Here is a 15,547-nt window from a genome sequence, read left to right as displayed (position 1 = left end):
TACGCGTCCTCGTCACCGACACGGACGCGTACGCCGAGCTCCTGAAGTCCTACGAGGGCGCCAAACCGGGCGAGCACACCGTGGGCGAGGTCGGACCCAGGTCACGGATCCTGCTCTACTTCACCTCCGGTTCGACCGGTGCGCCCAAGGCCGCGATCTGTACGCAGGGACGGCTCGCGGCGGCCGGGCGGTCACTGGTGCGGTTCCACGGGGTACGGCCGGACGACGTGCACTACATCTGTATGCCGATGTTCCACGGGAACGCCGTGATCGCCGACTGGGCCCCGGCGCTCGTGGCCGGTGCGGGGGTGGCGCTGCGGCGGCGCTTCTCCGCTTCGGCCTTCCTCTCCGACGTACGGACATATCGCGCGACGTACTTCACGTACGTCGGCCGTGCCGTGCAGTACCTGCTGGCCACCGAGCCCGCCGACGACGACCGGGACAACCCGCTGCGGGTCGGGTTCGGGACCGAGGCGGGTGCGGTGGACGCGCGGCGGTTCGCCGAGCGGTTCGGCGTGAAGCTCGTCGAGGGGTACGGGTCCTCCGAGGGCGGCGCCTCCATCCAGCGCACCGCCGACACCCCGCCCGGCGCGATCGGCCGGGCCACGCCCGGTGACGACCTGGCCGTGGTCGACCCCGCTTCGCGCGCCGAGTGCCCGCCCGCGCGCTTCGGGCCCGGCGGGCGGCTGCTGAACGGGGACGAGGCGATCGGCGAGCTGGTCAACCGCGGCCGCAACCCCTTCGAGGGCTACTGGCGCAATCCCGAGGCGGATGCGGCGCGGGTGCGGGACGGCTGGTACTGGACCGGTGACCTCTTCTACCGGGACGCGGCGGGGTTCCTGTATTTCGCCGGACGTACGGACGACCGGCTGCGCGTCGACAGCGAGAATCTGGCCGCCGCGATGATCGAGAACATCCTGGCCCGGTGGCCGGCCGCCTCCGCCGCGGCGGTCTACGCGGTGCCCGACCCGGTGGCGGGCGACCAGGTGATGGCGACGCTCGCGCTGCCCGCGGGTGCGGCCTCCTTCTCGCCCTCGGACTTCGCCCGCTTCCTCGCCGGGCAGTCCGACCTCGGCCCCAAGATGATCCCCACGTATCTGCGCATCGTCGACCGGATGCCGGTCACGGCCACGAACAAGGTCCACCGGGTGGCGCTGCGGCGGACCGGTTTCCGGTGCGCGGATCCGGTGTGGTGGCGCGACGGGCCCTCCTCGGCGTACCGGCGCTTCTCGCCGGAGGATCTGGCGGGGCTGCTCGGGCGGTACCGGGAGCAGGGGCGGGAGGATCTGCTCGGGCGGTGACCCCGGCCCGATGATCCCGGGCCCGGAAAATGGTCAGGACCACCCCCGCGCACCGGGTACTATTTACGAGTCAAGCGCCGCTAGCTCAGTTGGTTAGAGCAGCTGACTCTTAATCAGCGGGTCCGGGGTTCGAGTCCCTGGCGGCGCACGCGAGTAAGAGCGAGGAAGGTCCGCAGAAAGCGCGGACCTTCCTCGCTCTTGTCGTTTCTGCGCGGCGTCGCCGCGCGTTGTGGGGGCTTCGCCACCCACGCCCCCTTTGGTCGGGCGCCCTTCGCCACCCACACCCCCCTTGGTCGGGCGCCCTCCGAGACAGGCGCGCGGGAAGCGGCCACCGGCCCCCAACGCGCGTGCGCATGCGCCCCGTTCATCTGGCTCTCCGCGGGTGGCCATCCGGTTGGCGCTGACATGTCACGTACTCCCCGCAGGGTTTTCCCGGTTCGGTACGCCACGCGCCCGAGGAGGAACCCGTGCACAGATCCCACGCCCCGACCCGACGCCGGATATTCGGGTACGGAGGAGCCGGAGCGGCCGCCCTCATGCTCGGCACCGGCCTGTGGAGCACCGGCGCGGCCCACGCCGCACCCGCACTGACCGGGGACCCCTTCTCGCTCGGCGTCGCCTCGGGCGACCCGATGCCCGACGGGGTCGTGCTGTGGACGCGTCTCGCGCCCGACCCGTTCGCCGCCGACGGTCTCGGCGGCATGCCGGACAGGCCGGTACGCGTGCACTACGAGGTCGCCACCGACGAGCGGTTCCGCAAGGTGGTGCGCCGCGGCAGTGTGGTCGCCACACCCGAACTCGCGCACTCCGTCCACCCCGAGGTGCACGGCCTCGCCCCCGACCGCGTGTACTTCTACCGCTTCCGCACCGGCACGGCGATCTCCCCGGTCGGCCGCACCCGCACCACCCCGCGCGCCTTGTCGATGCCGCGCGACCTGAAGTTCGCCTTCGCCTCCTGCCAGGCCTGGCAGGACGGCTACTTCACCGCGTATGACCACATGGCCGAGGAGGACCTCGACCTGGTGGTGCATCTCGGCGACTACCTCTACGAGTACGGGGTGCGCACCAACAAGCGCGGCGTCACCACCGACCCCAAGTTCCACACCGAGACCCTGGACCTGGCCCGCTACCGCCTCCAGTACGGCCTCTACAAGTCCGAGGCCCCGCTGCAGAAGGCGCACGCCCGCTTCCCGTGGATCATGACGTTCGACGACCACGAGGTGGACAACGACTGGGCCGGCCCCGTCTCCCAGGACGCGGGCGCGGACCCGGAGGTGTTCCTGAAGCGCCGCGCGGACGCCTTCCAGGCGCTCTACGAGCACGCGCCGCTGCGTCACACCCAGCTGCCCAAGGGCCCCGACGTGCGCATCCACCGCAGGCTCGGCTACGGCCGGCTCGCGGACTTCACCATGCTGGACACCCGTCAGTACCGCGACGATCAGCTCTGCGGCGGAGGCACCAGCGCCGACTGCGAGGGCCGCTTCGACGAAGGGCGCACCCTCCTCGGTGCCGAACAGCGCGACTGGGTCCTCAAGGGCTTCTCGCGTTCACCCGCGCGCTGGCAGGTGCTCGGGAACCAGACCCCCATGGGCCAGACCGACCTGGACGAGGGGGAGGCCACCAACGTGTTCATGGACCCCTGGGACGGTTACGTGGCCGAGCGCAACCGCCTCCTCGCGGAGGCCCGCAACCGGGACGTGCGCAACCTTGTCGTCATCACCGGCGACCGCCACCAGAACTACGCGGTCGACCTCAAGAGCGACTTCACCGACCCTCGATCGGCCACGCTGGCGGCCGAGTTCGTCGGCACGTCGATCGCGAGCGGCGGCGACGGCGCCGACATGACCGCGGAGGGCCGGCGATTCCTCGCCGCCAACCCGCACATGAAGTTCTTCAACGCACAGCGCGGCTACGTCCGCATCCACGTCGACCGCAACCGCCTCACCAGCGACTTCCGCGTCCTCCCCTACGTCACCCGCCCCGGCGCCCCGGTGAGCACCAGAGCCACGGCGGTGGTGGAGGACCGGGTCCCGGGCGTACAGGTCTGACCTGGGAGCCGGGCGAGTCCCCGAGTCGCCCCTGAATAGGCTGACCCCATGGCACTCTTCGACAAACTGACCGGGACCAAGCGTCCCGCCGATGGTGTCGTGGCGCGGTCCGGTGGTGAGGTGGGGGCGGCGCTGTTGGGGCTGAACAGGGCTGACGTTCCGTATGTCATCAGGGACGGGCGTGAAGAGGGGGCCGATCTGGTGGCCGAGTGGCGGGTCCTCGATCCCGACTGGCGGACGTTTTTCGTGCGCAGTCAGGTGAGCCGGGTGTTCCAGGTGCGGATGCGGCTTGTTCCGGAGAAGCGGGAAGTCCGCTCTCTCGACCAGCAGTACGAGGTCACGTGGGCCGGTGACAGGCCGCGGCTGGCGATCGCGGCCGAGGTCCAGCGCGGTCAGGTGCGGACGGTGTCCAAGCGCTGGACGCTCGGTGGCGATGGCCATGGCGGCGGCGGTTTTGCCGAGGAGTTCCGGTTCGATGCCGACGAGCTGAAGACTCCGCTCCAGGAGGCCGTGCTGGGTGCGGGCTGGACCTGGCGCGGAGTCGTCACCGGCAAGCTGTGACGCGGGAGTTGTGAAGTGGCCTGCTATGTCACGGCAGTTGGGACGCGGCCAGCCGTGACACGGCAGTTTGTGACGCAGCGCGCTGCGTGTCGGCGGGCCGTGGGGCGGTTGCCCGGTCAGCAGCCCGGGTCCGGGGCGTCCACCGACAGCGGGCTCGACTCCGGCAGCAGATACGTCACGTAGAGGACGACCGGCGTCGTGCCCAGGTTGCGGCCGATGTGGACGTCCTTGCTGCCGCCCGGCTCCACGAAGGAGCCGCCCGCGGGGGTGGTCTCGACCGAGCAGTCGCCGAGCGTGCGGGTGAGGGTGCCCTCCTGGACCACGGCGAGCACCTGGCCGGGGTGGTAGTGCCAGCCGGTGGAGCCGCCGGGGGCGATCGTGATCGTGCGGAACGTGACGTCGGTGCGCCCCTTGGCCTTCAGGCGCAGGGTGTCCTCGGAGGTGCCCTTGGCCAGGATCGTGCCGGTGACCCCGCTGCCGGGTGTCGCCCCCGCCGCGGACGGCAGCAGGGCGAGCCCGGTCACGGTGGCGACGGCCGCGGCAGTCCGGTACAGGCGGGTGCGGCGGCCGGTCGTGCGTGCGTTGCGCTGGGCGGTGTCGGACATGGTGTGGTCCCTCCCCTTGTGGATCAGTACGGCCCAACCGTACTGATCCACAAGGGGGTTGAGCTCACCCGGCCATCGAGAACACCCTCGCCGCCGACGTCCCCAACCCCGTCAGCGGAGGCAGCGGACCGTGGCTGAGGTCCTGCGGCCGGTAACGCCGCACGCCCTCATGCCAGTTGAGGATGCCGGTCATCCAGTTCTCCAGCTCCTTCACGTACCCGTCGAGGACGCCGCGGGCCGCCGAGTCCAGCGAGAAGTCCTCGTACAGGACCGGGAGTTCCGAGGCGGCGATGTGCTGGAACTGCGCGAGCCGCGAATGCAGCAGATCCGCCACGATCGCGCCCGCCTGATCACGCGTGCAGCCGAAGAAGGTCTGCACGACCAGGACGGCGTTGTGCAGCTCTCCCTCGTACTCGATCTCCTTCCGGTACGAGAACAGATCGTTGAGCAGGCCCGCCGTATCGGCCGCCGAGCTCTCCAGGGCGCGCAGCGTGCCGCTCGCGTACACCTCGGCCGGTACCGACTTGCCGTGGCCGATACGGCACAGGCTCATGGTGAAGTCCGCGCCGAAGGTCCCCCGCCGCATCTCGACGTAGTCGACCGGGTCGGGGATCCGGTGCTGCGCCTGGTTGGCGAGCTCCCAGAGCCAGCTGTCGAGCATCTCCGTGATCGCCCGCCGGAAGTCCGTACGGGCGGCCGGCGTCATCGGACCCGCGCTGCGCCGCCACAGATCGTCAAGACCGCGCTCGAGCGCCGTCGCCGGCGGCGGCGCGGCACCCAGGTCGACCGGCACGAACAGCCGGAGCCGCTCCACGCAGGCCCGTGCGCTCACCAGATCGCGGGTGCGCCCGTAGATCACCGGGAACAGGTCGTCCCCGTATGTCCCCCAGGTCAGCCACTGAGCCGTGAGGTCCAACTGCTCGACGGGCGCGTCCGGATGGATCCCGGCCGCGCACAGCGCAAGGTCGTATCCGGCGAGTTTGCGCTCGTCCCAGACGTCCGAACCGGGCACGCCCGGCTGAGGCTCCAGGATGCCCATCTCCCGTGCCCACGCGATGACATGCGCGCGGGAGACGTCGAGATGCGGGCTGAGCGTGAGCGGGAAGGGGATGCGGATCTCGGGTACCCGCCAGTCGCCGACCGGCTGATACGGCACATGGCCGTGGCTGCGGATCCGCCCGGCGCCGGTCGCGGCGAGCAGATCCCTGATCGACAGCGCGCCCGTGCCCAGCGGGCCGTCCATGCCGAGCACAGCCGGACTCCCGCTCGCAACCGCAACCGCACCCGCACCCGCACCCGCACCCGCACCCGCACCCCAGCCGGCAGCCGGACTCCCGCTCACTGCCCCCTCGTTCATATAGCGGCTGGAGCGCATATGCCACTCATGACCGCCGGACTGCCAGTCCTGCAGCCCTTTCACATACGCGGCCACCGCCGTGCACTCGTCGGGCCGCAGTCCCTTCTCCAGGAACAGCGGGGCCAGCTCGGTCAGCGCGGTGTTCTCGAACTGCTGCATCCGCGAGGTGATCAGCTCGTTGACCGCGTCGGCCGCCTCCTGCGTCGTACAGCCGAGGAAGGTCTCCAGGACGAGGACGCCGTTGCTGAGCTCGCCCTCCTCCTCGATCTCGCGCTGGTACGAGAAGAGGTCGTTGCGCAGATGCACCGCGTCCGAGAACGTGTCCATCAGGACGCGCAGCGGCCGCGACGCCGCCACCGACGAGGGCACTTCGGCGGTCACGTACTCGACGAGCTGAGCCGACCAAGGGGCGCCGCCGACCTTGCGGCGCATCTCGATGTACTCGACCGGGTTGGCGATCCGGCCCTCGTTGATGTTGGAGAGCTCCCACAGCGACTCGTTGAGCAGATTGCGGGTGCTCGTAGCGAAACGTTCCCGCCAGTCGGCCGACAGGTGCGGAACGGTCCGCTTCCACAGATCCGCCAGTCCCGCCTCCACCGGATTCTCCGGCTCGGGCATCCCGGCCGACAGATCGAGCGGCATGAAGGCCGGAAGCCGGTCCAGGTACGCCTTGCCGCCGCGCCGGTCGAGGGTCTTCTTGAACAGCTTCAGGAAGTGGTCGTCGAAGAAGAAGACCCACACGTACCACTCGGTGACCAGCGTCAACTGCTCGGCCGTGCAGTCGGGATGGGTGTACGCGCACAGGAGCGCGTAGTCGTGCGCGGCGAGGTCCTCCGCGTCCCACACCCCCGAACCCTCCACCATCCCCATCCCGCGCGCCCAGGCCGTGGACTCCTCCCGGGCCTGCGCGGTGTGCGGGCTGAGCCGCGCGGGGTAGGGGAGATAGCAGGCCGGCAGCGCGAAGGGCTGCGTGCTCAACGCCACCGTCCGATCTCGACGTTCTCCAGGACGCCGAGCGCGTCCGGTACGAGCACGGCTGCCGAGTAGTACGCGGTGACCAGGTACGACATGATCGCCTGCTCATTGATGCCCATGAAGCGGACGGAAAGGCTCGGCTCGATCTCGTCGGGGATGCCGGCCTGCCGCAGACCGATGACACCCGCCTCGTCCTCACCCGTACGCATGCACAGGATCGAGGTCGTACGGTCCTCGCTGATCGGGATCTTGTTGCACGGCAGAATCGGTACGCCACGCCAGCCGGGCACCTGGTGGCCGTCGAACATCACCGGCTCCGGGTAGAGCCCTCGCTTGTTGCACTCGCGGCCGAACGCGGCGATCGCGCGCGGGTGCGCCAGGAACAGCTTCGAACCCCGTCGGCGGCTCAGGAGCTCGTCCATGTCGTCGGGGCTGGGGACACCGTCGTGCGGCTGGATCCGCTGCTCGTACTCGCAGTTGGCGAGCAGACCGAACTCGCGGTTGTTGACCAGCTCGTGCTCCTGGCGCTCCTTGAGCGCCTCGACCGTGAGCCGCAGCTGCTGCTCGGTCTGGTTCATCGGCTGGTTGTAGAGGTCCGCGACACGCGTGTGGATGCGCAACACGGTCTGCGCGACGCTCAGTTCGTACTCGCGCGGCGAGGCGTCGTAGTCGACGAACGTGCTGGGGATCTCCGCCTCGCCTACGTGGCCGGCCGAGAGGTCGATCTCCTTCTCGCCGTACTTGTTGGTGCGCTGGCTGGGCATCTCCCGCAGCGTGTCCAGATGCTTGCGCAGCGCGGGGGTCCGCTCGACGACCTGCTGGAAGGAGCCGAGCGGCAGCACGAGCACGGTGCAGGTGGTCACCGCGCGCACCGAGTACTCCCACATCGCGTTCGCGTCGACGAGGCCGTCCTCGCCGAAGTACGCGCCGTTGCCGAGGACTCCGAGTTCGGCGTCCTCGCCGTAGGGACCCGAGCCGACCTTCTCGGCGCGGCCGTGAGCGAGCAGGAACACCGCGTCGCAGGGGCTGCCGAAGTGCGCGAGCACCTCACCCGGCGCGAACTCCCGCTGCTCGCAGCGGCGGGCCAGTTCGGTGAGCACGTCGATGTCCTCGAAGGCCCGCAGCGGCGGCAGTTCGCCCAGCTCGGCGGGGATCACCTCGACGCGCTCGCCGGTCTTGACGAAGGTGACGCGGCCGTCGCCGACGGAGTAGCTCAGGCGCCGGTTCACCCGGTAGGCGCCGCCCTGCACCTGCACCCACGGAAGTGCTCGCAGGAGCCAGCGCGAGCTGATCTCCTGCATCTGCGGGGTGGACTTGGTCGTCGTGGCCAGATTCCGCGCCGCGGCCGTACCCAGACTCTGCTGCGGCCGGGCCTCGGCTGTGCGGATCTCTTCGCCTACGGACATGTGTGTGCCTCCAGTCGGTGCTGCTGTGCGTCACTGACGCGGTGATCACCTTGTAGCACGGACTGTGATCACCCGATTACGCAGACGGAGGCCGATGGATCCCCCGTACGAAGGGGAGGTGGCGGAGCGCCCGGAGAGGGGGAGGCGCCGGGGCGCGAATTCGGCGGCCGCGCGCCCCTCGCTGAACCGGACAGGCCTTTACCCCGGCCCTCGACTGGGTGATCCTTAGCCCGCGTTCAGCGAGACGCTCGAACAAGGGAAGGCCGGGGGAGTCGTGGCACTGAAAGTGGACCTGCTGGGTCCGGTGGGGGCCGGCAGCGGGTCGGGGCCCGTCGAGATCGGCGGTGCGCGGCTGCGGATGCTCCTGGCCCGCCTCGCGCTCGAAGGCGGCCGGCCCGTCAGCGCGGACGGTCTGGTCGACGGACTGTGGGGCGAACAGCCACCCGCCGATGCCGCCAACGCCCTGCAGGCGCTGGTCTCCCGGCTCCGCAAGTCGCTGCGCGGCCACGCGGCCGTCGAGTCGGTCGGGGGCGGCTACCGCCTCGACGTCACGGAAGCGGACGTGGACGCCCACCGCTTCGAGCAGCTCGCGGGGGCGGGCCGGCGTGCACTCGCCGCGGGCCGCGGCGCCGAGGCGGCGCACAAACTGGGGACCGCGCTCGCGCTGTGGCGCGGCCCGGCGCTCGCCGATGTGCTCGACGCGCCCTTCGCCGCACCCGTCGCCACCCGCCTCGACGGTCTGCGGGCCGCGGCCGTCGAGGACCGCTTCGATGCGGAGATACGGGAGGGGCGCTCCGCGGACGTCCTCGCCGACCTCGAAGCGGCCGGCGCACAGGCCCCGTTGAGCGAACGGATCGCCGGACTGCGGATGCGCGCGCTCGCCGCCGCGGGCCGGCAGTCGGACGCGCTCGCCGTGTACGAGGAGCTCAGGACCCGGCTCGGCGACGAACTCGGCGTGGACCCCTCCTCGGACGTGCGGGACGTTCACCTCGCGCTCCTGCGCGGGGAGTTGGAACACCACCGGACCAAGGCGGCCGCCGTGAGCCCGCTGCCCGCCCGTCTCACCAGCTTCGTCGGCCGCGACGGCGAACTCAGCCGCCTCGCCGCCCTGATGACCGCCTCGCGCCTGGTCACCCTCGTCGGCCCCGGCGGCGCGGGCAAGACCCGGCTCTCGCTCGAGGCCGCCACCCGCGACCCCGCCCACGACCGTGGCCGGCTCCACTACGTACCGCTGGCCGGCGTCAGCGACCCCGAACAGCTCGCGGACGCGGTGCTCGGCGCGATCGGGGCCACGGACGCCGGCCTGTACGAGGGCGGCGGCCCCGGGCGGACCAGCGCCGTCGAGCGGCTCGCCGGGCTGCTCGGCAGCGGCGACACCCTGCTCATGCTCGACAACTGCGAGCACCTGGTGGAGACGGCCGCCGAGTTCGCCGACCAACTCCTCGGGCGCCTGCCGGAACTGCGCATCCTCGCCACCAGCCGCGAGCCGCTCGCCATCACCGGCGAGGCGCTCTTCCACCTCGGCCCGCTCGATCTGCCGCACGGCGAGCCCGAGCCGCAGGAAGCGCTGGAGACCGCGGCCGTACGGCTCTTCGTCGACCGGGCCGTGGGCGTACGCCAGGACTTCGTGCTCGACGACTCCACCCTCGACGCCGTCCTGCGCATCTGCCGCGGGCTCGACGGGATGCCGCTCGCGCTCGAACTCGCCGCGGTCAAACTCCGTTCCATGAACGTCGAGCAGATCGCCCGCCGCCTCGACGACCGCTTCCGGCTGCTGTCCTCCGGCAGCCGCACCGCCCTGCCGCGGCAGCGCACCCTGCTCGCCCTGGTCGAGTGGAGCTGGGACCTGCTCGACGAGGGCGAACGCACCCTCGCCCGGCGCCTGTCCGCGTTCCCCGGCGGCGCCACCCTCGACGCGCTCGAAGCGGTCTGCGCCGATGAGCGGCTGCCCGCCGACGACGTCCTGTACGTGGTCGGCTCCCTCATCGAGAAGTCCCTGGTCGAGGAGAGCGCCGAGGACGGAGGCGAGGGGCGCTACCGGATGCTGGAGACCGTCCGCGCCTACGCGGGCCGCAGGCTCGCCGAGTCCGCCGAGGAGAGCGCGGCGGTCCGCGCCCGCCTCACCTCGTACTACCTGCGACTGGCCGAGGAACACGAGCCGTTGCTGCGCACCCGGGACCAGCTGCGCGCCATCGCTGTCTTCGACGCCGAACACGACAACCTCAGCTATGCCCTGAAGACCCTGAACGACTCGGGCGGTTCCGGGCACGTGGAGATGGCTCGGCGCTTCGGCGCCGCGATGTTCTGGTACTGGGGCATCCGCGGCATGAGCAGCCGTCTGCCCGGAACGCCGGACGGCCCCGGAGCCAGCGCCATCGCCCGCGAGTTCCACCCCGCGGCCCAGCTCCTGCAGATGGCCCGGGCCGTGTTCGCCGATGACCCCTCGCGGTCCGCGGGCCTGGACGAGCTGATGCGGTCACCCGATCCATGGATACGGGCCGGAGCCCACCTCGCCCACGACTTCGCGCTCACCGAACAGGGCGACCTGGACAGCGGAAAGGAGTCACGGGCCGAGGCACTGCGCGGCTTCGAGCAGGTCGGTGACCGCTGGGGCATCGTGCTCGCGCTGCTGCCCGTCGGCACGGCGCACTCCCTGCGTGCCGAGTACCCGCAGGCCATCGCCACCTGGGAGCGCGCGGTCGCGCTCTCCTCCGAGCTCGGCACCGAGGACTATCTGTATCTGAGCAAGGCACGGCTCGCCCGCGAGCGGCGCCGCAGCGGGGACATCGAGGGCGCGTTCCGCGATCTGCGCGCCGCCCACCGCCAGGCCCGCGAACGCGGACAGCTGCGCCTGGAGGCCAACATCCTGGTGGGTCTTGCCAACGCCCACCGCAGGGCCGGTGACCTGGTCCAGTCGGACGCGACCCTCGACCGCCTCGAAGCGCTCGGCACCCGCCGCCCCCAACTGCGCGCACTGGCACGGGATCTGATCGTCTCCACCCGTATCGAGAACCGTCTGGCGGCGGGCGACGCCCCTGCCGCCCGAGCCCTTCTCCCCGAAGCGGCCGGCGCGCTCTTCGGTCAAGGCGCCGGCGCCGCACTCGCCTGGGTGGCCGAACTGCTCGGTGGGCTCCTGCCGTTGGAGGGTGCGCCCGCCGAGGGCGCCAAGGCGCTCGGCATGAGCCAGGTGATGCGCGGGGCCTTCGACTGGGGCGAGCCCGAGTGGTGCGAGCTGGTCGACCGTCTGAAGGAGACCCTCGGGGAGACCGGTTTCAAGGAGGCGTACGACGAGGGGGCGGCGTACTCGCGCGAGGACGCCTTGCGGTGGCTGGAGGAACGGGCCCTGCGGACACGCGGGTGAACGCCGGGCGGGGCCCGCACCTTCAAGGTGAGGGCCCCGCCCGGCCGTACAACCGCCCGGTGATCAGCCGGCGCTCTTGCGGTACGCCCGCATGGCCAGCGGGAAGAAGACCGCGACCACACCGGCCATCCAGATCAGGCTGCCGGTCAGACCGTGGGCGACCGGACCGCCGTTGAGCAGACCGCGGACGGCGTCGGCCACCAGCGACACCGGGTTGACGTCCGACCAGGCCTGCAGCCAGCCGGGCATGCCCTCGGGCTTCATGAAGACGTTGCTGGCGAAGGTGAGCGGCAGGATCAGGATGGTCATCAGACCCTGTACCGAGGTGGGGTTCTTGATCAGCATGCCGAGGTAGACCGACATCCAGGAGAAGCTGAGCGCGAACCCGATCAGCAGCGCGAGCGCACCGGCCCCGGCGACCAGGTTGGTGTCGAAGCGGTAGCCCATGACGATGGCGAGTGCGATCAGGGTGACCAGGCAGGCGACGTAGCGGACGATATCGGCCAGGACGGCGCCGATCAGCGGGGCGGACCGGGCGATCGGCATGGAGCGGAACCGGTCGAAGATCCCGGTGCTGGCGTCGGCGGCGAGCGAGGCGCCGATGCCGACGCTGGCCTGGAAGACGGCCATCACCATCACACCTGGGACGACGTGGTGCAGGTACCAGTCGGTATTGCCCTGCGCCATCGACTCCCCGAAGAGATAGATGAACATCAACAGGGTGATGATCGGGGTGAGGACGACATCGACCAGCTGGATCGGGGACTTCATGAACTTCGTGAAGCCGCGGCCCGCGAGGGCGAGGCTGTGCGAGACGGTCCGCGCGAAACCGATCCGGCCGGTGAGCTCGACGGTGGCGGGGGCGGTGGGCGCGGGGGCGGAGACGGTCTGGGTGCTCATGACGAGGTCCTCTCGGAAAGTCTTGTGTGTACGGGGAGTCGGCGGGCTCAGACGGCGGCGGGCTCGGCGTCCTTGACGGTCGGGGTGTGGCCGGTGAGGGCGAGGAAGACCTCGTCCAGGCTCGGCAGCCGAAGCCCCAGTTCGTCGGCGGTGATGCCGGCGCCGTCGAGCCGGCGGGCGACCGCGGCGACGAGCAGCGGGTCGTCGACCGGGACGGTCAGCACACCCGAGTCCTCGGCGGGGGAGTGCCCGGACAGTTCGGCCAGGAGCTGAGCGACCAGCGGTACATCGGCCGACACGGTCGGGCGCACCTGGAGGACCTGTCCGCCGACGCGGCGCTTGAGCTCTCCCGGCCGGCCCTCGGCGACCTTGCGGCCCTTGTCGAAGACGGTGATCGAGTCGGCCAGCTGGTCGGCCTCCTCCAGGTACTGCGTGGTGAGCAGTACCGTCGAGCCGTCGGCGACCAAGCTCCGTACGACCTCCCAGACTTCCTGCCGTGCGTGCGGGTCGAGGCCGGTGGTCGGCTCGTCCAGGAAGAGGACCTGGGGACGGCCCACCAGACTCGCGGCGAGGTCGAGCCGCCGGCGCATACCGCCGGAGAAGGTGGCGATCGGCTTACGGGCCGCGTCCGTCAGGGAGAACTGCTCGAGCAGCTGGACCGCGCGGGCCTTGGCGCCCCGGCGGGACAGACCGAGCAGCCGGCCGATCAGGACGAGGTTCTCGGTGCCGGTCAGGGTCTCGTCCACCGAGGCGAACTGCCCGGTGAGACCGATCAACTGCCGTACCTTCACCGCATCCTTGACGATGTCGTGGCCGCCGATGGTCGCGTGCCCGGCATCGGGGCGCATCAGCGTGGCGAGGATGCGCACGGTGGTGGTCTTGCCGGCGCCGTTGGGGCCGAGCACCCCGACGACCTTGCCGGCCGGGACCTCCAGGTCCACCCCGTCCAGGGCGGTGAAGTCCCCGTACTTCTTGACCAGACCCTCGGCCCGGATCGCGTACGACATGGTGGTCAACTCCTCGGTGGTGGCTTGCCGTTCTCGATGGGCAAGACACTGCCGGGGAGCCCTGACAGCGGGCGGACAGGACGCTGACAGAGCTGACAGGCGACCTGACAGGGCGACGCGCGGCTGTCAGTGCGGTCCGGACGGTTGAGCCGGGCCGATGTCAGTGAGCGCCGATAGCCTGGAAAGGGGCTCGGCCCCCGGGCGGGAGGGGACTGCCCAGCCGAAGGGCGGCCGTCAGGGCGTGACCTTCACCGTCCACGACCCCGAAGGCGAGCGCCCCACGACCTGGACGCGGGTCCGCTCGCCGGGGACCTTGAAGGTTTCGCCGACCCGCACGGGTGCGTCCGCGAGCGGCGGGTACACCGAGGCGTCCCAGCAGGCCTCCGACTCCGGGTGTGCGTCGAGCACTTGGATCGGTCCGCCGCCGGACTCCGTCTCATTGCGTACGCGGTAGACCAGGACGCCCTCGGTGCAGGTCTGGTGGTCGTTTCCGGCCGAGCCGCGCGCCTCGATCGCGAGCACACTGCCCCGCCCGGTGCGCACCACCGCCAGGCGCTTGCCGCCCGCCTGGCCGCGCACCGCGGGCGCGGCCAGCGGGTCCAGGGTGAACGGGGCGGACGCGGTGCCCTGCACACAGGTCACCTGATGGGGTTCGAGCCAGCCCAGCTTCCACTTGTGCCAGCCGAACAGGTCGGGCGCGAGCCCGAACTGGCTGCCCATGACGTCCCAGTCGCCGACATGCGTGTCCCAGTCGCCCTTGCCGTCGCGCGGGCGGTGGTAGAGGTCCGGCAGGTCGAAGACATGGCCGGTCTCATGGGCGAGCACATTGCGGTCCGGCGGATGCTGCTCGAAGACCGTGACGATACGGCGGACATCGGTGCCGTCGGCCCGCAGCGGCTCGTCGAAGTTGACGACCTTCGTGGCGTCCGAGTCCACACCGGGGGCATCGGGATCGGCCACGAAGTAGACGATGTCGTACGCGCTGAAGTCCACCACCGGATCGGCCACCGACAGCGCGTCCTTGAGATACATGCTGCGCTTGTCCGCGTCCCAGTCCCGCGCTATTGCGTACGCGGTGGAGGCCCGCGGCATCTCGATCCACTCGCTGCGCGGATGCGGACGCAGCTGGAACCGGCCGTACGAGGCGCGCTCGAAGAACCTGCTGGTCGAGGGGAAGTAGTCGGCCGTCAGCTCTTTCGGGGTGGCCAGCGGGCTGGCGTCAGGGAAGGACAGGAAGACCATCACCGCGTCGAGCTTCTGGACGGGGCGCGGATACGAGGCGTTCCAGGTGTCCAGGCCCTCCGAGTGATGTGCGGCCGTGCGCTCCAGGGCGCAGGGGCCCGCCACCGGCTCGGCCACGGCGGGACCCGCGAGCAGAGACATGGAGGCGAACGCCGCGAGAGAGGTGAAAGCCGCTGCGGCACTGCGCGCCCGGTCCCCCTCACGAGGCAGACCCCCTGGGGGGAGCTGACGCGGCACGTAGACCTCCGGATGCGGACGGCGGAACACCTCCCTCAGCCTGTGGTGGTTTGTTGAAGTTCGCCCTGTTTGGGTGGACCGGTCGAGTGAGTGAGGGACATGCCCGGCGCTCACGGAAAGTCACAAGCGGAAGCTGATTGATCGGGGATGTGAAGGTCCCCGAAACGATCCGGGCCAGGACTGTGCAGAAACGATCTGGCAGTAACGGCCGCATGAGACAAGGGAGTCCGGAAGTAACCCCTGAGGGGGGTCGGGGCCGCGACGGAAGTGGAATGGGGCTGCGGCCAGCCTCTATGATCGGCACACTTTCCGGCCGACCCGACCAGATCAGACCTGAACACGACAAGTGCCTGCGGGAGCGAGCGGTGAGCGGAACGTCCGAAGGGCCGGCGCCCACGGCGGGCTCGACCCCCGATGACGCCCGGTCTGCGATCACGGAGCGTCACACCACCTCGGTCATCGCGGTGGGCGGCGCGGGTGTGGCGGCGGGGCGCTCCCCCCGCGGCCCCCCTGGTCGGGGCCGGGGGGGCGGGCGGCGGGGGGAGCC

Annotated in this window: 10 protein-coding genes and 1 tRNA gene; 5 read left to right on the top strand and 6 right to left on the bottom strand. The window is 70.9% G+C overall.

The features are described 5' to 3' along the window. The 4 genes from JAO81_RS36475 to JAO81_RS36460 all read left to right on the top strand — a co-directional run. The coding region (locus JAO81_RS36475; protein ID WP_233416425.1) for an AMP-binding protein at positions 1 to 1,301 on the top strand (1,301 nt) is incomplete at its 5' end. Positions 1,302 to 1,375: 74 nt separating this feature from the next. Further along, positions 1,376 to 1,449, top strand: a tRNA-Lys gene (locus JAO81_RS36470). A 388-nt stretch (positions 1,450 to 1,837) separates the two neighbouring features. Further along, complete coding sequence (locus JAO81_RS36465) at positions 1,838 to 3,349, top strand: alkaline phosphatase (RefSeq protein WP_199552287.1); 1,512 nt, start codon at positions 1,838 to 1,840, stop codon at positions 3,347 to 3,349. A gap of 48 nt (positions 3,350 to 3,397) precedes the next feature. Further along, the gene (locus JAO81_RS36460; protein WP_199552283.1) at positions 3,398 to 3,910 is read left to right on the top strand and encodes a hypothetical protein; all 513 of its coding nucleotides are present in this window, start codon (positions 3,398 to 3,400) and stop codon (positions 3,908 to 3,910) included. A gap of 116 nt (positions 3,911 to 4,026) precedes the next feature. Here JAO81_RS36460 and JAO81_RS36455 read toward each other — a convergent pair whose 3' ends face one another. From JAO81_RS36455 to JAO81_RS36445, 3 genes are all read right to left on the bottom strand, one after another. Beyond that, on the bottom strand, positions 4,027 to 4,515 hold the full coding sequence (locus JAO81_RS36455; protein WP_199552282.1) for a cupin domain-containing protein: 489 nt from the start codon (positions 4,513 to 4,515) through the stop codon (positions 4,027 to 4,029). Positions 4,516 to 4,579: 64 nt separating this feature from the next. Continuing rightward, positions 4,580 to 6,856 (bottom strand): terpene synthase family protein, encoded by a 2,277-nt coding sequence (locus JAO81_RS36450; protein WP_199552281.1) that lies wholly within the window; start codon positions 6,854 to 6,856, stop codon positions 4,580 to 4,582. After that, positions 6,847 to 8,253: a family 2B encapsulin nanocompartment shell protein gene (locus JAO81_RS36445; protein WP_199552280.1), complete on the bottom strand. Its 1,407-nt coding sequence runs from the start codon at positions 8,251 to 8,253 to the stop codon at positions 6,847 to 6,849. Before JAO81_RS36445 ends, JAO81_RS36450 begins: the two co-directional genes overlap by 10 nt. A 274-nt stretch (positions 8,254 to 8,527) precedes the next feature. Between JAO81_RS36445 and JAO81_RS36440 the strand changes: the two genes are divergently transcribed. Beyond that, the gene (locus JAO81_RS36440) at positions 8,528 to 11,614 is read left to right on the top strand and encodes a BTAD domain-containing putative transcriptional regulator (RefSeq protein ID WP_307814080.1); all 3,087 of its coding nucleotides are present in this window, start codon (positions 8,528 to 8,530) and stop codon (positions 11,612 to 11,614) included. A 63-nt stretch (positions 11,615 to 11,677) separates the two neighbouring features. Here JAO81_RS36440 and JAO81_RS36435 read toward each other — a convergent pair whose 3' ends face one another. The 3 genes from JAO81_RS36435 to JAO81_RS36425 form a co-directional block, all read right to left on the bottom strand. Beyond that, on the bottom strand, positions 11,678 to 12,514 hold the full coding sequence (locus JAO81_RS36435; protein WP_199552279.1) for an ABC transporter permease: 837 nt from the start codon (positions 12,512 to 12,514) through the stop codon (positions 11,678 to 11,680). Between the two features lie 47 nt (positions 12,515 to 12,561). After that, the gene (locus tag JAO81_RS36430) at positions 12,562 to 13,521 is read right to left on the bottom strand and encodes an ATP-binding cassette domain-containing protein (RefSeq protein ID WP_199552278.1); all 960 of its coding nucleotides are present in this window, start codon (positions 13,519 to 13,521) and stop codon (positions 12,562 to 12,564) included. A gap of 234 nt (positions 13,522 to 13,755) precedes the next feature. Continuing rightward, positions 13,756 to 14,904: a M6 family metalloprotease domain-containing protein gene (locus JAO81_RS36425; protein ID WP_233416424.1), complete on the bottom strand. Its 1,149-nt coding sequence runs from the start codon at positions 14,902 to 14,904 to the stop codon at positions 13,756 to 13,758. Positions 14,905 to 15,547: the final 643 nt, after the last annotated feature.

Source organism: Streptomyces sp. N35 (assembly GCF_016464295.1).
Taxonomy (GTDB): domain Bacteria; phylum Actinomycetota; class Actinomycetes; order Streptomycetales; family Streptomycetaceae; genus Streptomyces.
This window is presented reverse-complemented; position numbering and strand designations above follow the sequence as displayed.

Coding starts and splice junctions, on each gene's coding strand:
- JAO81_RS36445 (WP_199552280.1), bottom strand. CDS start 8,253: ATGTCCGTAGGCGAAGAGATCCGCACAGCCGAGGCCCGGCCGCAGCAG.
- JAO81_RS36425 (WP_233416424.1), bottom strand. CDS start 14,904: ATGTCTCTGCTCGCGGGTCCCGCCGTGGCCGAGCCGGTGGCGGGCCCC.
- JAO81_RS36455 (WP_199552282.1), bottom strand. CDS start 4,515: ATGTCCGACACCGCCCAGCGCAACGCACGCACGACCGGCCGCCGCACC.
- JAO81_RS36460 (WP_199552283.1), top strand. CDS start 3,398: ATGGCACTCTTCGACAAACTGACCGGGACCAAGCGTCCCGCCGATGGT.
- JAO81_RS36430 (WP_199552278.1), bottom strand. CDS start 13,521: ATGTCGTACGCGATCCGGGCCGAGGGTCTGGTCAAGAAGTACGGGGAC.
- JAO81_RS36465 (WP_199552287.1), top strand. CDS start 1,838: ATGCTCGGCACCGGCCTGTGGAGCACCGGCGCGGCCCACGCCGCACCC.
- JAO81_RS36435 (WP_199552279.1), bottom strand. CDS start 12,514: ATGAGCACCCAGACCGTCTCCGCCCCCGCGCCCACCGCCCCCGCCACC.